At 58.9% G+C, this 17,012-nt stretch carries 15 protein-coding genes, 3 tRNA genes and 1 riboswitch; of the genes, 4 read left to right on the plus strand and 14 right to left on the minus strand.

Annotated features, from left to right (window positions below; all coding sequences use genetic code 11):
* Positions 1-9 precede the first annotated feature (9 nt).
* Both ACYZTS_RS00805 and ACYZTS_RS00810 read left to right on the plus strand, forming a co-directional pair.
* On the plus strand, positions 10-189 hold the full coding sequence (locus ACYZTS_RS00805; protein WP_028620556.1) for a PA3371 family protein: 180 nt from the start codon (positions 10-12) through the stop codon (positions 187-189).
* A 471-nt stretch (positions 190-660) separates the two neighbouring features.
* A complete protein-coding gene (locus ACYZTS_RS00810; RefSeq protein WP_028620557.1) occupies positions 661-987 on the plus strand; it encodes an Arc family DNA-binding protein in 327 nt (108 codons plus the stop codon).
* A gap of 101 nt (positions 988-1,088) precedes the next feature.
* Here ACYZTS_RS00810 and mgtE read toward each other — a convergent pair whose 3' ends face one another.
* On the minus strand, positions 1,089-2,531 hold the full coding sequence (gene mgtE / locus ACYZTS_RS00815) for a magnesium transporter (RefSeq protein ID WP_028620558.1): 1,443 nt from the start codon (positions 2,529-2,531) through the stop codon (positions 1,089-1,091).
* A gap of 322 nt (positions 2,532-2,853) precedes the next feature.
* On the opposite strand from mgtE, the gene ACYZTS_RS00820 reads away from it, so the two are divergent.
* Positions 2,854-3,372: a hypothetical protein gene (locus ACYZTS_RS00820; protein ID WP_028620559.1), complete on the plus strand. Its 519-nt coding sequence runs from the start codon at positions 2,854-2,856 to the stop codon at positions 3,370-3,372.
* Positions 3,373-3,391: 19 nt separating this feature from the next.
* Here the strand turns inward: ACYZTS_RS00820 and ACYZTS_RS00825 are convergent.
* The 7 genes from ACYZTS_RS00825 to ltaE form a co-directional block, all read right to left on the minus strand.
* Positions 3,392-3,468: transfer RNA gene (locus ACYZTS_RS00825), tRNA-Arg, on the minus strand.
* Between the two features lie 71 nt (positions 3,469-3,539).
* Positions 3,540-3,616: transfer RNA gene (locus ACYZTS_RS00830), tRNA-Arg, on the minus strand.
* A gap of 107 nt (positions 3,617-3,723) precedes the next feature.
* Positions 3,724-3,814: transfer RNA gene (locus tag ACYZTS_RS00835), tRNA-Ser, on the minus strand.
* Between the two features lie 62 nt (positions 3,815-3,876).
* Positions 3,877-4,065, minus strand: a complete 189-nt coding sequence (gene csrA / locus ACYZTS_RS00840) for a carbon storage regulator CsrA (protein WP_461993313.1) — start codon at positions 4,063-4,065, stop codon at positions 3,877-3,879.
* Positions 4,066-4,251: 186 nt separating this feature from the next.
* Positions 4,252-5,493 carry an aspartate kinase gene (locus tag ACYZTS_RS00845; RefSeq protein ID WP_028620560.1) on the minus strand — a complete coding sequence of 414 codons (1,242 nt, stop codon included), beginning with the start codon at positions 5,491-5,493 and terminating at the stop codon, positions 4,252-4,254.
* A gap of 90 nt (positions 5,494-5,583) precedes the next feature.
* Entirely contained in the window at positions 5,584-8,205 is a 2,622-nt protein-coding gene (alaS, locus tag ACYZTS_RS00850; protein WP_461993315.1) for an alanine--tRNA ligase, read from the minus strand.
* 145 nt (positions 8,206-8,350) lie between these two features.
* Positions 8,351-9,355, minus strand: a complete 1,005-nt coding sequence (ltaE, locus tag ACYZTS_RS00855) for a low-specificity L-threonine aldolase (protein ID WP_461993317.1) — start codon at positions 9,353-9,355, stop codon at positions 8,351-8,353.
* A gap of 198 nt (positions 9,356-9,553) precedes the next feature.
* A riboswitch (FMN riboswitch) is annotated at positions 9,554-9,725 on the plus strand.
* 103 nt (positions 9,726-9,828) lie between these two features.
* Here ltaE and ACYZTS_RS00860 point away from each other — a divergent pair.
* Positions 9,829-10,338, plus strand: a complete 510-nt coding sequence (locus tag ACYZTS_RS00860) for a 6,7-dimethyl-8-ribityllumazine synthase (RefSeq protein WP_461993319.1) — start codon at positions 9,829-9,831, stop codon at positions 10,336-10,338.
* 127 nt (positions 10,339-10,465) lie between these two features.
* On the opposite strand, the gene astE is transcribed toward ACYZTS_RS00860, so the two are convergent.
* From astE to aruF, 6 genes are all read right to left on the minus strand, one after another.
* Complete coding sequence (gene astE, locus ACYZTS_RS00865; RefSeq protein ID WP_461993321.1) at positions 10,466-11,473, minus strand: succinylglutamate desuccinylase; 1,008 nt, start codon at positions 11,471-11,473, stop codon at positions 10,466-10,468.
* A gap of 11 nt (positions 11,474-11,484) precedes the next feature.
* Positions 11,485-11,775, minus strand: coding sequence for a hypothetical protein (locus ACYZTS_RS00870; RefSeq protein ID WP_007904718.1), 291 nt, complete (start codon positions 11,773-11,775; stop codon positions 11,485-11,487).
* Between the two features lie 60 nt (positions 11,776-11,835).
* Positions 11,836-13,182 carry an N-succinylarginine dihydrolase gene (gene astB / locus ACYZTS_RS00875; RefSeq protein ID WP_461993323.1) on the minus strand — a complete coding sequence of 449 codons (1,347 nt, stop codon included), beginning with the start codon at positions 13,180-13,182 and terminating at the stop codon, positions 11,836-11,838.
* A 161-nt stretch (positions 13,183-13,343) separates the two neighbouring features.
* Positions 13,344-14,813 (minus strand): succinylglutamate-semialdehyde dehydrogenase, encoded by a 1,470-nt coding sequence (gene astD / locus ACYZTS_RS00880; RefSeq protein WP_461996325.1) that lies wholly within the window; start codon positions 14,811-14,813, stop codon positions 13,344-13,346.
* A complete protein-coding gene (gene astA / locus ACYZTS_RS00885) occupies positions 14,810-15,835 on the minus strand; it encodes an arginine N-succinyltransferase (protein ID WP_461993325.1) in 1,026 nt (341 codons plus the stop codon). The genes astD and astA overlap by 4 nt, the downstream gene beginning before the upstream one ends.
* A gap of 72 nt (positions 15,836-15,907) precedes the next feature.
* Entirely contained in the window at positions 15,908-16,927 is a 1,020-nt protein-coding gene (aruF, locus tag ACYZTS_RS00890) for an arginine/ornithine succinyltransferase subunit alpha (protein ID WP_028620568.1), read from the minus strand.
* Positions 16,928-17,012 lie beyond the last annotated feature (85 nt).

Genomic DNA, 17,012 nt, shown 5'->3' on the forward strand with positions numbered 1-17,012 from the left:
GAGTGCAGCATGTCGAAATCAGCAGCAGGTTTTTTCATTTTGGCCCTATTGAGCGGCGTGATCCATTTCACCGTCGTGAAGACTGCGGAGCTGACCCTGCCCCTGATTGCCTGCGGCATTTTCTCGACATTCTTCCTTCTGGCGCTAATAGCCGGGCGCAAGTTCAAATTTGATCCGGTGCTGCGCTGATATCGCTACGGCTACCTTCCCGATCTTTCCCTCAGATTTGCCCTCAACACATCGTCACGCCCTATTCTGAGTGTGCCGCACTGCCGTCCATCGTGATTTGCAGCCTTTGTCAAAATGCCACTAGTAAATCGGCCAATTGCCACTATCCTCCATACCGTAGGGAACGGTGGTTGAATCCGCAGATCTTGCACCTTTAGACGTCTCTGGCGTTCGCGGGGTGCAATCGGACGCGGCGGTGATGTGGATGTTTTGAGTTTTCCAACCAGTCCGCATTTCTGACAATTGGTGCTGGCACAAAGCCTCTATTCAGTTCAATATTTGTCACAGAATTGACGCCAATGAACTGGCTGCTTTAAGGCATGATGCGAGCCCTTATCAATCCAGGTTGAACATTTGGCCAGAGCTCTTGTCCTATCAGACATCCTGCGGCCAATCCCGAGAACCGCTCCCCTGAACTAACCGGTTAAATATATGCGCCCATTGAAACAGGCAATTTATTCCAGCCGTACGGCTGACAAGTTCGTCGTACGTCTGCCAGACGGAATGCGTGAACGCATTGCCGAGGTGGCTCGCAATCATCATCGCAGCATGAACTCCGAAATCATCGCGCGCCTTGAGCAAAGCCTGATTCAGGAAGGCGCACTGGGCGAAGAACTGAGCATGCGCCTGGACAGCCCTGAGCTGTCACTCCACGAACGTGAACTGCTGCAACGTTTCCGTCAGCTTTCGCACCGCCAGCAGAATGCTCTGGTGTCGCTGATTGCTCATGACGCAGAATTGGCCGCAGACGCTTCCTGATACACCCGAACACTTAAGGCCGGCTTGATTGCCGGCTTTTTTTTGTCCGAAATTCAGGCAAAAAAAACCCGCCGATCTGGCGGGTTTTTTGGCATTTAAAATCAGAGCAGGAAGATCGTCGCCAGCCCCAGGAAGATGAAGAAGCCGCCACTGTCGGTCATGGCGGTGATCATCACACTGGCGCCCATCGCCGGATCGCGACCCAGCCGCACCAGAGTCATGGGGATCAACACGCCCATCAAAGCGGCAAGCAACAAGTTGAGCGTCATGGCTGCGGTCATCACCACACCGAGAGACCAGCTGTCATAGAGCAGATAGGCAACGATACCGATCACCCCACCCCAGACCAGACCATTGATCAAACCGACTGCCAGCTCCTTGCGCATCAGGCGTGATGTATTGCCGGTGCTCACCTGATCCAGCGCCATGGCCCGAACAATCATGGTGATGGTCTGGTTACCCGAGTTTCCGCCGATACCGGCCACGATCGGCATCAACGCCGCTAACGCCACCAGTTTTTCGATCGAGCCCTCAAACAGACCGATGACTCGAGAAGCAATAAACGCAGTGACCAGATTGACCGCCAGCCAGGCCCAACGGTTACGCAGGGACTTCCAGACCGAGGCGAAAATATCTTCCTCTTCACGCAGACCCGCCATGTTGAGAACTTCGTTTTCGCTCTCTTCACGAATCAGGTCGACCATTTCATCGATGGTCAGACGGCCGATGAGCTTGCCGTTCTTGTCGACGACAGGAGCCGAGATCAAGTCGTAACGTTCGAATGCCTGTGCCGCATCGTAGGCATCTTCGTCGGGATGGAAACTCACCGGGTCGCTGGCCATGACCTCGGCCACCTGTTTCTCCGGGTCGTTGACCAACAGACGCTTGATCGGCAGCACGCCCTTGAGCACACCGTCGTAATCGACCACAAACAACTTGTCGGTATGCCCCGGCAATTCCTTGAGGCGGCGCAGGTACCGCAAAACGACTTCGAGACTGACATCCTCACGGATCGTCACCATCTCGAAGTCCATCAGCGCACCGACCTGTTCCTCGTCATAGGACAAGGCCGAGCGAACGCGTTCGCGCTGCTGGCTATCGAGGGTTTCCATGAGCTCATGGACGACATCTCGCGGCAGCTCGGAGGCCAGATCAGCGAGTTCATCGGCGTCCATGTCTTTGGCGGCGGCCAGAAGCTCATGATCATCCATGTCGGCGATCAGCGTTTCACGCACCGAGTCGGACACTTCAAGCAGGATGTCGCCATCGCGATCAGCTTTGACCAGCTGCCACAGCGTCAGGCGATCGTCCAGCGGCAGGGCTTCTAGGATGTAGGCGACGTCGGCGGAGTGCAGGTCATCGAGCTTGCGTTGCAGCTCGACCAGGTTCTGCCGATGAACCAGGTTCTCGATACGGTCGTGATTCGGGCCTTCCTGACGATGCGTCAGGTCTTCGACCACGCGCTGACGCTGCAACAGCTCAACAACTTGAGCGAGGCGGTCCTGTAGGCTTTCTTGTGTTTTCTTTACTTCAACTTCAGACATAGGCGAACTCCACTCCCAGCAGCGGGGCACGCCGGAAGGATCAATCAGTCAATTCATGATTGGAAAAACGGTTTACTGAGTAACTACTGGGTAAGTCCATGGAGGTATTCCACAAGCCCCGGCGGGGCTGACGGGCGCAATGATACACCGCCCGACGGTTTTTAACGTTAAAAAATCGCGGCTGAAACAAGCGCTTGCGAGACAAACCTGAGCAGCGGTCTGATGCCTGCAAATGCGACGACTCATCCTGAAAAGAAAACACACCCGCATTCAAAAATGAAGCAGCTACGCTTTGCAGCAAACCGTCATGGAGGACGCTTGAATGTCACTGCTTATTCGCTGCTTTTTGCTGATCGCCCTGCCCTGCCTGCCGTTCGCAGTCAGTGCGAGCACTGTGCACCGATGCGAAGCCAGCGACGGGCGCGTCACGTTCACGACACTGAGCTGCGCAGCCGGGGAAAGTTTTTTGGTTCAGGAGGTGCGCACCTTTACGCCGGGATCCATCGTGGGAATGATGCCGGAGGCAGAGTCACGCGAAACATCAGGTATGACAATCAAAAGGAGAGAACCAACTGTCGTCGGCCGTAGCGAAGACAAGTGCGGCACCTTGATCAGCGCCAGGGAACGGCGCGAAGCAATCATCAACCAGCGGATTGTCGCTGGTATGAGCCTGCAAGATGTGGAAAGCGCATTGGGCAAACCTGACAAGGTCAGCATTCGCAATTCCGCTACAAGTTATCGGTACGACACGAAGCGAGGACGCAGCGCGCATATCGAATTTGACGAGAGAGGATGCACCAGGGAAAAAGCCAAATCCCGGACAGCAAAAAGCCCGCGTTAGACGCAGGCTTTTTGGTGTTTGGTGCACTCGACAGGATTCGAACCTGTGACCGCTCGGTTCGTAGCCGAGTACTCTATCCAGCTGAGCTACGAGTGCATATGTGGTTTTATACCAGATCACAACTGGTTGAAGCCAAGTCATTTGCGTTACTGCAAACAACTCTTAAATGGTGCACTCGACAGGATTCGAACCTGTGACCGCTCGGTTCGTAGCCGAGTACTCTATCCAGCTGAGCTACGAGTGCATTTGTTGCCGCGCATTATAGGCCGTCGAATCTTTTTGTAAAGCGCTTTTTCTAGTAATTTCAACCACTTACCGGAGAAGCCAGATTACAACGTACTACGCAAATAATGGCGGAGAACGGGGGATTCGAACCCCCGACACCCTTTTGAGGTGTACTCCCTTAGCAGGGGAGCGCCTTCGGCCACTCGGCCAGCTCTCCGCAACACGGGGCGTATATTAACCAGCTTCTTCCCCGTTTGCAAACATAAAAAACGATAAAAATTAATGGCTTGGTTCTTCGTCCTTCTCTTTCTTTATACGCAGGTAAATTTCCTCACGGTGGACCGCAACCTCTTTCGGGGCGTTGACACCGATGCGCACTTGATTTCCTTTAACGCCGAGCACGGTCACGGTGATTTCGCCATCACCAATAATCAGGCTTTCTGCGGACCGACGAGTCAGAATCAGCATACCTTTCTCCTCACGCATTTCATTTCAGGGACAACAGTCTGCAAAAAAAAGGCACTCGACCCACAACCTTGAGCGGTCGCAGCCCTACATGCCTGAGTATTGACCAGCGCAGGCAAAAGAACAGGTTCGCCGCGCCATTCAAGAAAACAAAAGGGCGCGGTTAGACCGCGCCCTTCGGCAAACGCATCACTCGCCCTGTCGGGCCGGAGCGTCCAGTTCGAAAGCCGTGTGCAGGGCGCGCACAGCCAGCTCCAGGTACTTCTCTTCGATGACCACGGAAACCTTGATTTCCGAAGTCGAGATCATCTGGATGTTGATGCTTTCTTTCGCCAGGGATTCGAACATGCGACTGGCCACGCCTGCGTGCGAGCGCATGCCGACGCCGACGATCGAGACCTTGGCGATCTTGGTATCACCAACCACTTCACGAGCACCGATTTCATCAGCCGTCTTTTTCAGCACGGCTTCGGCGGCCTGGTAGTCGTTACGGTGCACGGTGAAGGTGAAGTCGGTGGTGTTATCGTGCGCAACGTTCTGCACGATCATGTCCACTTCGATGTTCGCGGCACTGATCGGGCCGAGAATCTTGAACGCAACACCCGGGGTGTCTGGCACGCCACGGATGGTCAGCTTGGCTTCATCGCGATTGAAAGCGATGCCGGAAATGATCGGCTGTTCCATGGTTTCCTCTTCATCAATAGTAATGAGGGTGCCCGGACCCTCCTTGAAGCTGTGCAGAACGCGCAGCGGTACGTTGTACTTGCCGGCGAATTCCACCGCACGGATCTGCAACACCTTGGAACCGAGGCTGGCCATTTCCAGCATCTCTTCAAAGGTAATCTTGTCCAGACGCTGAGCCACGGAAACCACGCGCGGGTCGGTGGTGTAGACGCCATCGACATCGGTGTAGATCTGGCATTCGTCAGCCTTCAAGGCTGCCGCCAGCGCCACGCCGGTAGTGTCGGAACCGCCACGACCGAGGGTGGTGATGTTGCCGTGCTCGTCGACGCCCTGGAAACCGGCGACGACTACGACACGACCGGCCTTCAGGTCACCGCGAATTTTCTGATCGTCAATCTGCAAGATACGCGCTTTGTTGTGCGCGCTGTCCGTCAGAATCCGCACCTGATTGCCGGTGTAAGACACCGCCGGCACACCGCGCTTGATCAGCGCCATGGCCAACAGTGCAATCGTCACCTGCTCGCCGGTGGAAACGATGACATCCAGTTCACGCGGAACCGGCTGGTCGTCACCACTAATTTGCTTGGCCAGATCGATCAGACGGTTGGTCTCGCCGCTCATTGCAGACAGCACGACCACCAGGTCATCGCCGGCATCGCGGAATTTCTTAACCTTGTCGGCGACCTGCTCGATTCTCTCGACAGTGCCGACCGAGGTGCCTCCAAATTTCTGTACGATCAAAGCCATTTCAAAGCCGCCTCAGCCCATGAAGGGCGCCCAAATAATCAATCAAACAACGTTCCGGCCCGCACTGGACCGCGGGCCGGAAACGCTGCCTTATAGACCCTGCTCTACAAATGGAACGGTCAGGGCCAATGCGGCATCCAGTGCGCCAGCGTCAATACCGCCGCCCTGCGCCATGTCTGGACGACCACCGCCCTTCCCGCCCACTGCCGCAGCGGCTTGCTTCATCAAATCACCGGCTTTGAGTTGGCCAGTCAGGTCTTTGGTTACACCTGCAACCAGAACGACCTTTTCCTCATGGACACTGCCGAGCAGGATCACTGCGCGGCCGAGTTTGTTTTTCAGTTGATCGACCAGCGCCAGCAGCGCCTTGCCGTCCTGACCGTCCAGACGCACGGCCAGCACTTTCACACCTTTGACATCCAGCGCGGAGGCCGACAGATCGTCGCCCGCCGCGCTGGCGGCCTTGGCCTGCAACTGCTCGAGTTGCTTCTCCAGCAGACGGTTGCGCTCCAGCACAGCCGACAGCTTGTCGATCAGGTTTTCGCGGCTGCCCTTGACCAGGTTGGCCGCTTCCTTGAGTTGTTCTTCTGCAGCATTCAGGTACGCCAGTGCCGCAGCGCCGGTGACAGCCTCGATACGACGCACGCCAGAAGCCACACCGCCTTCGCTGATGATTTTCAGCAGGCCGATGTCGCCGGTACGATTGGCGTGGATACCGCCGCACAGTTCGACCGAGAAATCGCCCATGCTCAGCACACGCACGCTGTCGCCGTACTTCTCGCCGAACAGCGCCATGGCGCCTTTCTGCTTGGCGGTTTCGATGTCGGTTTCTTCGGTTTCAACCGGAGAGTTCTTGCGAATCTCGGCGTTGACGATGTCTTCCAGTGCTTTCAGTTGCTCCGGCTTGATGGCTTCGAAGTGGCTGAAGTCGAAGCGCAGGCGCTGACTGTCAACCAAGGAGCCTTTCTGCTGAACATGCTCGCCCAGCACTTTGCGCAAAGCGGCGTGCAGCAAGTGCGTCGCCGAGTGGTTGAGCGCCGTCGCGTTACGGACTTCCGCTTCCACATGAGTCTCAACCGGCGCCCCGATGGTCAGGCTGCCCGATGCCAACACGCCGTGGTGCAGGAACGCGCCACCGGTCTTGGTGGTGTCACGCACATCGAAACGACCGCCGCTGGCTTGCAGGTAACCACTGTCGCCAATCTGACCGCCGGATTCGGCGTAGAAAGGGGTTTGATCGAGAACGACCACGCCCTCTTCGCCTTCACTCAATACGTCGACCGCCCGACCTTCTTTATAGAGGCCAACCACTTTCGCCGAACCGCTGGTGGCTTTGTAACCGGTGAACTCGGTGGCCACATCAACCTTGACCAGGCTGTTGTAGTCCATGCCGAAGGAGCTGGCGGAACGGGCACGGACGCGCTGGGCTTCCATTTCACGCTCGAAGCCCGCTTCGTCGAGCGTCAGGTTGCGCTCGCGAGCGATGTCGCCGGTCAGGTCCATTGGGAAACCGTAGGTGTCGTAGAGTTTGAACACCACGTCGCCTGGCACCACGTCGCCTTTGAGCTCGGCGAGATCCTGCTCGAGGATTTTCAGACCTTGTTCCAGGGTCTTGGCGAACTGCTCTTCTTCCGCCTTCAGCACGCGCTCGATGTGCGCTTGCTGGGACTTCAGCTCAGGGAAAGCTTCGCCCATCTCGGCAACCAGCGCGCCGACGATCTGATAGAAGAAGCTGCCCTTGGCGCCCAGTTTGTTGCCGTGACGGCAGGCGCGACGAATGATCCGGCGCAACACGTAGCCACGACCTTCGTTGGACGGCAGCACGCCGTCGGCCACCAGAAAGCCGCACGAACGAATGTGGTCAGCCACGACTTTCAGCGAAGCCTGATTGTCGTTGGTGCAGCCGATGGCATTGGCCGAGGCGGTCAGCAGGCTCTGGAACAGGTCGATTTCATAGTTCGAATGCACGTGCTGCAGCACGGCACTGATGCGCTCCAGGCCCATGCCGGTATCCACCGATGGCGCTGGCAACGGGTGCAACACGCCGTCAGCGGTGCGGTTGAACTGCATGAAGACGTTGTTCCAGATTTCGATGTAACGGTCGCCGTCTTCTTCCGGCGAGCCCGGTGGGCCGCCCCAGATGTCGGCGCCGTGATCGTAGAAAATCTCGGTGCAAGGGCCGCACGGACCGGTGTCGCCCATGGTCCAGAAGTTGTCGGAGGCGTAGGGCGCGCCCTTGTTGTCGCCGATGCGAACCATGCGTTCAGCCGGGACGCCGATTTCCTTGGTCCAGATGTCGTACGCCTCGTCATCGCTGGCGTAAACGGTGACCCAGAGCTTTTCCTTAGGCAGGTTCAGCCACTTGTCCGAGGTCAGGAAGTTCCAGGCGTAGCTGATCGCGTCGCGCTTGAAATAGTCGCCGAAACTGAAGTTGCCCAGCATTTCGAAGAACGTGTGGTGGCGGGCGGTGTAACCGACGTTTTCCAGGTCGTTGTGCTTGCCGCCAGCGCGCACGCATTTCTGACTCGAAACGGCGCGGGTGTACGCGCGCTTTTCCTGGCCCAGGAAGCAGTCCTTGAACTGGTTCATCCCCGCGTTAGTGAACAGCAGGGTTGGATCGTTGCCTGGAATCAAAGAGCTGGAGGCTACACGGGTGTGGCCTTGCTCTTCGAAGAAGCGAAGGAAGGCTTCACGGATTTCTGCGCTTTTCATAGGTTCTTCCACGGAGGCTGCGGCCAAAGGCCTGTGCGAAACGTCAACAGACGAAGCGACGGCAAAGGGCCGCATTATATCGGCCCTGCGCGCGGGGTACAGCGTGTTTATACGATAGAAACGGTCAATTGGACGGCTAACGCGATCAGTTGCGGGAAAACTCGACGAATGTCGCGACGACCTGCTCGATTTGCGCGCGGCTGACGTCCATGTGCGTGACCATGCGCAGACGACCGGCCGCACTCAACCTGATCCCGCGTTCAGCGGCGAAAGCCTTGATCGCTTCTGCCCTGTCGCCCATCTGCACGTAAACCATGTTGGTCTGCACTGGCTCTACTTCATAACCGGCAGCACGCAAACCTTCGGCCAGCCGTTCGGCATTGGCGTGGTCATCGGCCAGGCGCTGAACGTTGTGATCGAGCGCGTACAGGCCCGCCGCAGCCAGAATACCCGCCTGACGCATGCCACCACCGACCATTTTGCGCAGGCGCCGGGCCTTGCCAATCAAGTCGGCCGAACCGCACAACACCGAACCGATTGGCGCGCCGAGGCCTTTGGACAGGCAAACCGACACCGAATCGAAGTGCTGCGCGATCTCGCGGGCGTCCACCCCGAGTCTGACCGCTGCGTTGTACAACCGCGCGCCATCCAGATGCAGGGCCAAACCGTGCGCGTGGGTGAAATGTCGCGCCTCGGCCAGATACTCCAGTGGCAGCACTTTGCCCTGCATGGTGTTTTCCAGTGCCAGCAAGCGGGTGCGGGCGAAATGGAAGTCGTCGGGCTTGATTGCCGCGGCGACGTGCGCCAGGTCCAGCGAACCGTCGGCCTGCACTTCCAGCGGTTGCGGCTGGATCGATCCGAGCACCGCCGCGCCACCGCCCTCGTATTTGTAGGTGTGCGCCTGCTGACCGACGATGTATTCGTCTCCGCGCTCGCAGTGCGCCATCAGCCCGAGCAGGTTGCTCATGGTGCCCGTCGGCACAAACAACGCGGCGGCAAACCCCAGGCGCTTGGCCAACTCCGCTTCCAGCCGATTGACCGTCGGATCTTCGCCATACACGTCGTCACCGGTGGCCGCTGCGGCCATTGCGTCGAGCATTGCGGCGGAAGGTTGGGTGACGGTGTCGCTGCGAAGATCAATAACGCTCATGAATCCGGCCTCTTTGAAATTTAGGAGTTTCTTTTCAGGATGGAATTACTGCGGCCTTGCCGTCGATTAATCAACCCTCGCCGTAGGAAAGAGCGGATTGATTCAGCAGAAAAGGCGATAGCAATCATCAAACAGGCGCAATGCAGGCGTGAGAAATATGTGTTAAAAACGCTTCGCCGCCACACTTTCCGGCGGCAAAAACGTTCTCAGGGCGGGGTGCAACTCCCCACCGGCGGTAATTGCGCGCAATGCGTATAGCCCGCGAGCGCTTGGCGGCAGACACGGTTTTGGCGGTGTCGGGCGGCAAGGTCAGCAGACCCGGTGTGATCCCGGGGCCGACGGTCATAGTCCGGATGAAGAGAGAACGGGATTGACACCAGAGGGCCGTCCGCGCGCATTCGTGCGTGCCGTGCGCACCCTTGAATCCCCTTCGATTCATATGCCCTGTTTTTTACATAAACAGGAGTCAGAACATGCAACCCACCGCAATCGACAGCAAAAGCAAAAACCATCAGGGCGAGCGCGTCGCGTTTATCCAGGCCTGCTGGCACAAGGAAATCGTTGACCAGAGTCGCCAGGGCTTCGTTACCGAAATGATCGCTCAGGGGTATCAGGAATCGGAGATCGATTTCTTCGAAGTCGGCGGCGCGTTTGAAATTCCGCTGCACGCCAAGCTGCTGGCCAAATCCGGCCGCTACGCCGGGATTGTCGCGGCAGGTCTGGTGGTCGACGGCGGGATCTACCGGCACGAATTCGTTGCCCAATCGGTGATCAGCGCCCTGATGCAGGTTCAGCTGGAAACCGAAGTGCCCGTGTTCTCGGTGGTGCTGACCCCGCATCATTTCCATGCCGGCGAAGAGCATCAGAAGTTCTTCTTCGAGCACTTTGTGCACAAGGGACAGGAAGCGGCGAAGACGTGTGCGGATACGTTGCAGAAGGTGCGGGCATTGCGTCGCAGCGAGCCACGCGCGGTAGCCGTGTAGTCACCGAATCTGTAGGAGCCGGCTTGCTGGCGATTGCAATCGAACAGGCGACTCATCATCAACTGTTCTGGCCCTATCGCCAGCAAGCCGGCTCCTACAGAGGATTCATGCCGTATGCAGAACGGGTTCAGGCAAGGTTTTCATCGGTGGCCGGCACGATCAGGATGCCCGCGCGCAGGCCGTTCTTGACCTTGGGGTTGGGGAAAATGATACGGGCGCCCTCTTCCTCGATGATCCAGCGCGTCTGGGCGATGTCTTCGGCCAGCACGTAACCCCTCTCCAATTCGGAAAAATTCTCGATGTCCGCTGGCAGGTTCAGACGGAAACTGTCGCTGTGCTTGATGATTTCCCGGGCCACGCTGAACAGCTGCAAACCGTCCAGATGCTCCTCACCTGGCGGCTCGGTGCCGTCAATGATCTGCTTGATTCTGGTTTCCAGCAGATCGACATTAACCCCGTCGTTTTGCCCGAACGGCCGCGCCTTGCCCAGTTCCAGGGTGAAAGACTCGGCACCCAGTTTGTCGTAGGTGTACGAGCTGAAAACGATAGAGGGTTTGTTCTGCAGCAATACCGCTTCCATCCCGGCATCGCGCAAGCGGCTCAATTGCTGGCGGGAATGCTGGCGACCTTCGGCCCAGGGATACAAGGCGAATTGCTCGATTTTCGAACCGCGAATGGCCGTATGCAAATCGTAGTGCAGACGCTCGCGGTCAGGCAGGCTGAAGAAACTCGCCGCCAGCCGCTCCAGTTCACAAGCGCGCAACGCTTCGAAACCGCTGGTTTGCTCGTGACGGCCGTTGAACAGCCGATTGACGTCCTGCTCGATGAAGCGCTCGCCTTTGCGAATCGCTTCCGGGTTGCCGAACAGAAACAGAATGCGTGCACGCGGCTTCAAATCCCCGCGAGCGATGTCATGCAACAGGCGATCGAGCAACTCGATCGGCGCCGTTTCGTTACCGTGGATGCCGGCTGACAGCAGCAGGTCCAGGCCATTGTCGCGAGCTTGCGGTGGCCGGACTTCAAGCGCACCTTCGCTCAACCAGCGCATCCGCACGCCTTCGACAGTCAGTTGAGTCTTCTCCGCCGGTTCGCGGCCGGCGAGGGTCAGTTCAAGCAGTTTGCCGAGGGCGAGCATAGAGCGATTCCTTAATGGTCGTGGTTGCAATCCGGGCCGTGCACGTGGTCCTCGTCGTCGCCGACGTCGGCCGGTTCCATTTCCAGTTGCAGACTTACCAGATTAGTCGCCAATGGGCGCAGCAGCAGGTTGGCGTATTCAGCGTCACCTTCTTCAACGTCCACACCGATCAGCAGCTGGCCGCGACCGTCTTGCTGAATCCACAGCTCTTTGCCTTGCCACATGACCGCGACGCGGGTGCAGGAGGTTTCCAGTTGCGTGCCGTCGGTGTCTTCAAGGATCAGCTGCAGGGTATCGCTCATGTTTTTAAGCTCTCATCTGGGGATAAATCGGCGCGCAGGAAAAGCAGCGCGCGCCGGTTTTCAATTGATCTGGAATGGATAAACCGCGCCAAGTTTAAGGATTTGCGTCAGTTCATCCAGTGCCGTCCGGCATTCAAGCAGCAATTGCGGGTCCGCAAGATCGGTTTCGGCCATGCGGTCGCGGTAGTGCTTGTCGACCCATTCGGTCAGCGTGCCGTACAACGGTGCTGTCATGATAACCCCTGGGTTGACGGCCGCCAGTTCGGTTTCATTCAGGGCCACGCGCAACCTCAGGCAAGCAGGGCCACCGCCGTTCTGCATGCTTTGCTTGAGATCGAAAACCTTCACTTCGCGAATCAGCCCGCCGGTGCTGGTCAAACCCTGCAGGTATTGCCAGACACGTTCGTTGCCACGGCATTCTTCCGGCACGATCAACAGCATCGAGCCGTCAGGACGTGACAGCAACTGGCTATTGAACAGGTAGGAGCGAACCGCGTCGTCCACGGTCACGGCGGAACGCGGTACGCACACAGACTGAAATTTCCCACCGACTTTGGCGAGTTTGTGTGCCAATTCATCCAGCATCTGTTCGGTGTCGAGGAAAGCGTCCTCGTGATAGAACAACACCTCGCCGTTGCCCACCGCGATCACGTCGTTGTGAAACACGCCCTGATCGATCACCGACGGATTCTGCTGACCGTAGACCACGCCGTCTTCGCTCAGGCCGTGCAGACGGGCCACTGCTTGCGAAGCTTCGAGCGTCTGGCGCGCCGGGTATTTCTGCGGCGCCGGATAACGGTTGTCGAAGGCACTGCGACCGAACACGAAAAACTCGACGCCCGCTTCGCCATAATCCCGGCAGAAACGCGTGTGGTTGGCCGCGCCTTCGTCACCAAACTGCGCCACTGCCGGCAATGCGGCGTGGTGGGCGAAGTGTTTTTGATCAGCGAACATCGCGCCGAGCACGCGACTGGTGGTCGGGTGTTCGATGCTGCGGTGGTATTTGCAATTGAGGTTGGCGGCGGTGAAATGCACGCGGCCATCGGCGGTGTCGGCACTCGGGCTGACAGTGGCGGCGTTGGCCACCCACATGCTCGACGCCGAGCAACTGGCAACCAGCAACGGCATCGCCTCCTTCGCGGCTTTTTCGATCACCTGAGCGTCGCTGCCGCTGAAGCCGAGGCGGCGCAGCGCGGCGACGTCGGGGCGTTCCTGCGGCGCGAGCACACCTTGTTGAAAGCCCATTTCCATCAGCGCTTTCATTTTGGCCAGGCCTTGCAGCGCAGCTTCCTTCGGGTTCGAAGATTGCTGGCTGTTGCTCTGGGAGGCGACGTTGCCGTAAGACAAACCGCCGTAGTTATGGGTCGGCCCCACTAGACCGTCAAAATTGACTTCACAGGATTTCATCAGCGAGGCTCCACGGGAATCGGGTGTATGGCTTCAGTTACTATTCTTTTGGACCGCGGCGCGGCCTTCGCGAGCAGGCTCGCTCCCACAGGGGTTGCGTCGGACACAAAATGTGTGACGACCACTGAACCTGTGGGAGCGAGCCTGCTCGCGAATGGCCGTTACGCCATTCGCACGCCAGGCGTTAAAGCAGCCGGCATCACCAGGCTCGGGGTTTCCAGCGAGGCCACCGGGTACGCGCAGTAATCTGCGGCGTAATAGGCACTGGCGCGATGGTTGCCCGAGGCGCCGACGCCACCGAATGGCGCGCTGCTCGCGGCGCCGGTCAGCTGTTTGTTCCAGTTGACGATACCGGCGCGGCTTTCCAGCCAGAACTGCTGATAACGCGCTTCGGAATCCGACAGCAATCCAGCCGCCAGACCATATTCAGTGTCATTGGCTTCAGCGATCGCCGCTTCAAAATCAGCGTAGCGGATCACTTGCAGCAGCGGGCCGAACAGCTCTTCGTCAGGACGATCAGCCACGGCCGTGACGTCGATGATGCCAGGCGTCAGCAACGCGGCTTGCGCCTGTGGCTGAGTCATTTCCAGCAACGCCACCGCGCCATTGGCCAGCAAGTGTTCCTGTGCATCCACCAAGGCCTTTGCTGCGCCTAGGGAAATCACCGAGCCCATGAACGGCGCCGGTTGCTGATCGAACGCGCCGACTTCAATCGTCGAGCTGACAGCGACCAGACGCGCTAGCAGCGAATCACCCCAGGCGCCTTGCGGCACCAGCAGGCGACGTGCGCAGGTGCAGCGCTGACCGGCGGAAATGAACGCCGACTGAATGATCGTGTAAACAGCGGCGTCGAGATCCGCCACTTCATCGACCACCAGCGGGTTGTTGCCGCCCATCTCCAGCGCGAGGATCTTGTCCGGGCGGCCGGCGAATTGCTGGTGCAGATGATTGCCGGTTCGGCTCGATCCAGTGAAGAACAACCCGTCGATACCCGGGTTCGCCGCCAGGGCAATACCGGTTTCACGAGCGCCTTGCAGCAGGTTCAACACGCCCGCTGGCAGGCCTGCTTCGATCCAGCATTTGACCGTTAGCTCGGCGACTTTCGGCGTCAGCTCGCTCGGCTTGAACAGCACGCTGTTACCCGCGAGCAATGCCGGGACGATGTGGCCGTTGGGCAAGTGACCGGGAAAGTTGTACGGGCCAAACACAGCAACCACGCCATGCGGCTTGTGACGCAAGACGGCGGTGGCGTCGCCCAACGGGCCGCTCTTCTCGCCGGTACGCTCGCGGTAGCTCTGCACGGAAATCGCGATCTTGTTGATCATGCTGGTGACTTCGGTGGCCGATTCCCACAGGGGTTTGCCGGTTTCCTCACCGATGGTACGGGCCAGTTCGTCAGCGTGATTTTTCAGCGCGGCGGCGAAGGCTTCCAGCACCGCGATGCGCTCGTCCAGCGTGCGTCGCGCCCAGCCCGGAAACGCCTGACGCGCGGCTTGTACGGCCGATTCGACCTGAGCGGCCGTCGCCCCTTCACCGGCCCACAGCACTTGCTGGGTCACCGGATTCAGCGACTGAAACGCGTCGCCCTGCCCGGCCAGCCATTCACCTGCGATGTATAGCGAATTCATTATTTCGACTCCCGTGCTGCGGACAACGGAACGGCGCGCACTTGATCGCCGGCGTTGAGTTGAAGACGTTTGGCGGTCAGTGGATCGACCACCAGCGTACCGGCGGCAAAGCGGGCGGGAGCTGCGGTGATCCGGCAGTCTTCGCGCTTGCGGTTGTGAATCAGGAACGGCGTGGCGTCGTCACCCGGTGTGCCGATGGCCAGCACTAATGCCTGGCTGTCGCGCACGGCGCGGATCTTGCCGGTTTCGCATTCCACCGCCGGGCCGGCGTCGAAGATGTCGACGTAGCCCTGATAGCTGAAGCCTTCGCTCTTGAGCATCGACAGCGCCGGTTCGGTGTCCGGGTGAACCTGACCGATCACGTTGCGCGCATCCGGGGACAGGAAGCAGGTGTACAACGGGAATTTCGGCATCAGTTCGGCGATGAATGCCTTGTTGCCTACGCCCGTCAGGTAATCGGCCTGGCTGAATTCCATCTTGAAGAAATGCCGACCCAGGCTTTCCCAGAACGGCGAACGCCCGGCTTCGTCGGACACGCCGCGCATCTCGGCGATGATCTTGTTGCCAAACAACTGCGGAAATTCGGCAATGAACAACATGCGCGCCTTGGCCAGCATGCGACCGTTGAGGCCGTTGCGGTAATCGGCGTGCAGGAACAGCGAGCACAGTTCGGAATTGCCGGTCAGGTCGTTGGCCAGAAACAGCGTCGGAATTTCGCGGTAGATGTTCAGTTCCTGCGAAGCGCTGACTGTCAGGCCGACACGGAAGTTGTACCAAGGCTCACGCAGGCCGACGGCGCCGGCAATGGCGGAAATACCGACCACGCGACCTTCATCGTCTTCGAGCACGAACAGGTAGTCCGCATCGCCCCGCCCGGCTTCGCCGCGAAAGGTCTTTTCAGCCCAGCCAACCCGGTGGGCCAGACGCTCTTCGTTGGCCGGCAACGTGGTCAGGCCGGTGCCGGTGCTGCGCGCCAGGGTGATCAGAGCGGGTAAGTCGCTGCTGCGTACGGGACGAACGATCATGCTATCTCCTCAAACGGGCCGCTTGCGCCACCCGTGAAACTCGCTGCTTTTCAGCATTCTTTACAGCAGGCGTTAAACCGCGACCAGGCGCACGCTGGCACCTTCACCGACGCCCAGGGCTTCGGCCGCTTCCAGGTCCAGAACCACCGGTTTGCCCGGCGCGTAATCCAGCTCGAGCAACACCGCGCGGTAATCCTGCAACTGCGCGTTGGCCACCAGGTATTGCCGGCCGACGCCTTTGACCGTCTCGCCGATTTTCACCGGCACCACGCGGCTCTGGGCGATCGAACGGATCCCCGACACACGTGCATGCAGGGTCGGGCCGCCGTCGAAAATATCGATGTAATGATCGGTCTCGAAGCCTTCGCGCATCAAAATGTCGAACGTGATCTGCGCACGCGGATGCACCTGGCCCATCGCTTCTTGCGCGGTGTCCGGCAGCAACGGCACGTAGATAGGATAATGCGGCATCAGTTCGGCGAGGAAGGTGCGGCTCTTCAGCCCGCACAGACGCTCGGCAGCGGCGTAGTTGAGGTCGAAGAAGTTGCGCCCGATCGCGTCCCAGAACGGCGAGTCGCCATTCTCGTCGCTGTAGCCGACGATTTCGGTCACAACCGAATCAGCGAAGCGTTCCGGATGGCTGGCGACGAACAGCAGGCGCCCGCGCGAGTTGAGCTCCGACCAGGCCGAACCCACCAGCTCCGGCAGCACGTAGAAACTGGTCAGCAGGCTGTTGCCGGTCAGGTCGTGGCACTGCGAAAGCACGTGGATCTTGTTGTGGATCTTCAGCTCGCGGGAAGCGTGCACGAACGTTTCGTTGCGGAAGCTGTAGAACGGCTCGGAATAACCGGCCGAGGCAACGATAGCCGAGCAGCCGGCCAGTTTGCCGGTGGCGCTGTCTTCGAGGACGAAGAAGTAGCTTTCTTCACCGTTGAAGCTGACCTCAGCGGCAAACGAAGCTTCGCTTGCGGCGATCTTGTCGCTCAGGCGCTCGACATCATCCGGCAAGGAAGTGACACCAATCGGGCTGTCCGCAGCCAGGCGCTGTACCTCGCCCAGATCAGCCATTTGCGCGGGGCGCATCACCAGCATGGTGTCACTCCTTATTCATACTCTTGAGGGAAATAAGCCGAACCCTTGTAGGAGTGAGCCTGCTCGCGATGGTGGATCAGCAACA

The sequence above is a fragment of the Pseudomonas sp. TMB3-21 genome, from assembly GCF_054898145.1.

What these genes read in the sequence shown, in the direction of transcription:
- ACYZTS_RS00805 (WP_028620556.1), top strand. Translation starts at nt 10, where the DNA reads ATGTCGAAATCAGCAGCAGGTTTTTTCATTTTGGCCCTATTGAGCGGC.
- ACYZTS_RS00810 (WP_028620557.1), top strand. Translation starts at nt 661, where the DNA reads ATGCGCCCATTGAAACAGGCAATTTATTCCAGCCGTACGGCTGACAAG.
- mgtE (WP_028620558.1), bottom strand. Translation starts at nt 2,531, where the DNA reads ATGTCTGAAGTTGAAGTAAAGAAAACACAAGAAAGCCTACAGGACCGC.
- ACYZTS_RS00820 (WP_028620559.1), top strand. Translation starts at nt 2,854, where the DNA reads ATGTCACTGCTTATTCGCTGCTTTTTGCTGATCGCCCTGCCCTGCCTG.
- csrA (WP_461993313.1), bottom strand. Translation starts at nt 4,065, where the DNA reads ATGCTGATTCTGACTCGTCGGTCCGCAGAAAGCCTGATTATTGGTGAT.
- ACYZTS_RS00845 (WP_028620560.1), bottom strand. Translation starts at nt 5,493, where the DNA reads ATGGCTTTGATCGTACAGAAATTTGGAGGCACCTCGGTCGGCACTGTC.
- alaS (WP_461993315.1), bottom strand. Translation starts at nt 8,205, where the DNA reads ATGAAAAGCGCAGAAATCCGTGAAGCCTTCCTTCGCTTCTTCGAAGAG.
- ltaE (WP_461993317.1), bottom strand. Translation starts at nt 9,355, where the DNA reads ATGAGCGTTATTGATCTTCGCAGCGACACCGTCACCCAACCTTCCGCC.
- ACYZTS_RS00860 (WP_461993319.1), top strand. Translation starts at nt 9,829, where the DNA reads ATGCAACCCACCGCAATCGACAGCAAAAGCAAAAACCATCAGGGCGAG.
- astE (WP_461993321.1), bottom strand. Translation starts at nt 11,473, where the DNA reads ATGCTCGCCCTCGGCAAACTGCTTGAACTGACCCTCGCCGGCCGCGAA.
- ACYZTS_RS00870 (WP_007904718.1), bottom strand. Translation starts at nt 11,775, where the DNA reads ATGAGCGATACCCTGCAGCTGATCCTTGAAGACACCGACGGCACGCAA.
- astB (WP_461993323.1), bottom strand. Translation starts at nt 13,182, where the DNA reads ATGAAATCCTGTGAAGTCAATTTTGACGGTCTAGTGGGGCCGACCCAT.
- astA (WP_461993325.1), bottom strand. Translation starts at nt 15,835, where the DNA reads ATGATCGTTCGTCCCGTACGCAGCAGCGACTTACCCGCTCTGATCACC.
- aruF (WP_028620568.1), bottom strand. Translation starts at nt 16,927, where the DNA reads ATGCTGGTGATGCGCCCCGCGCAAATGGCTGATCTGGGCGAGGTACAG.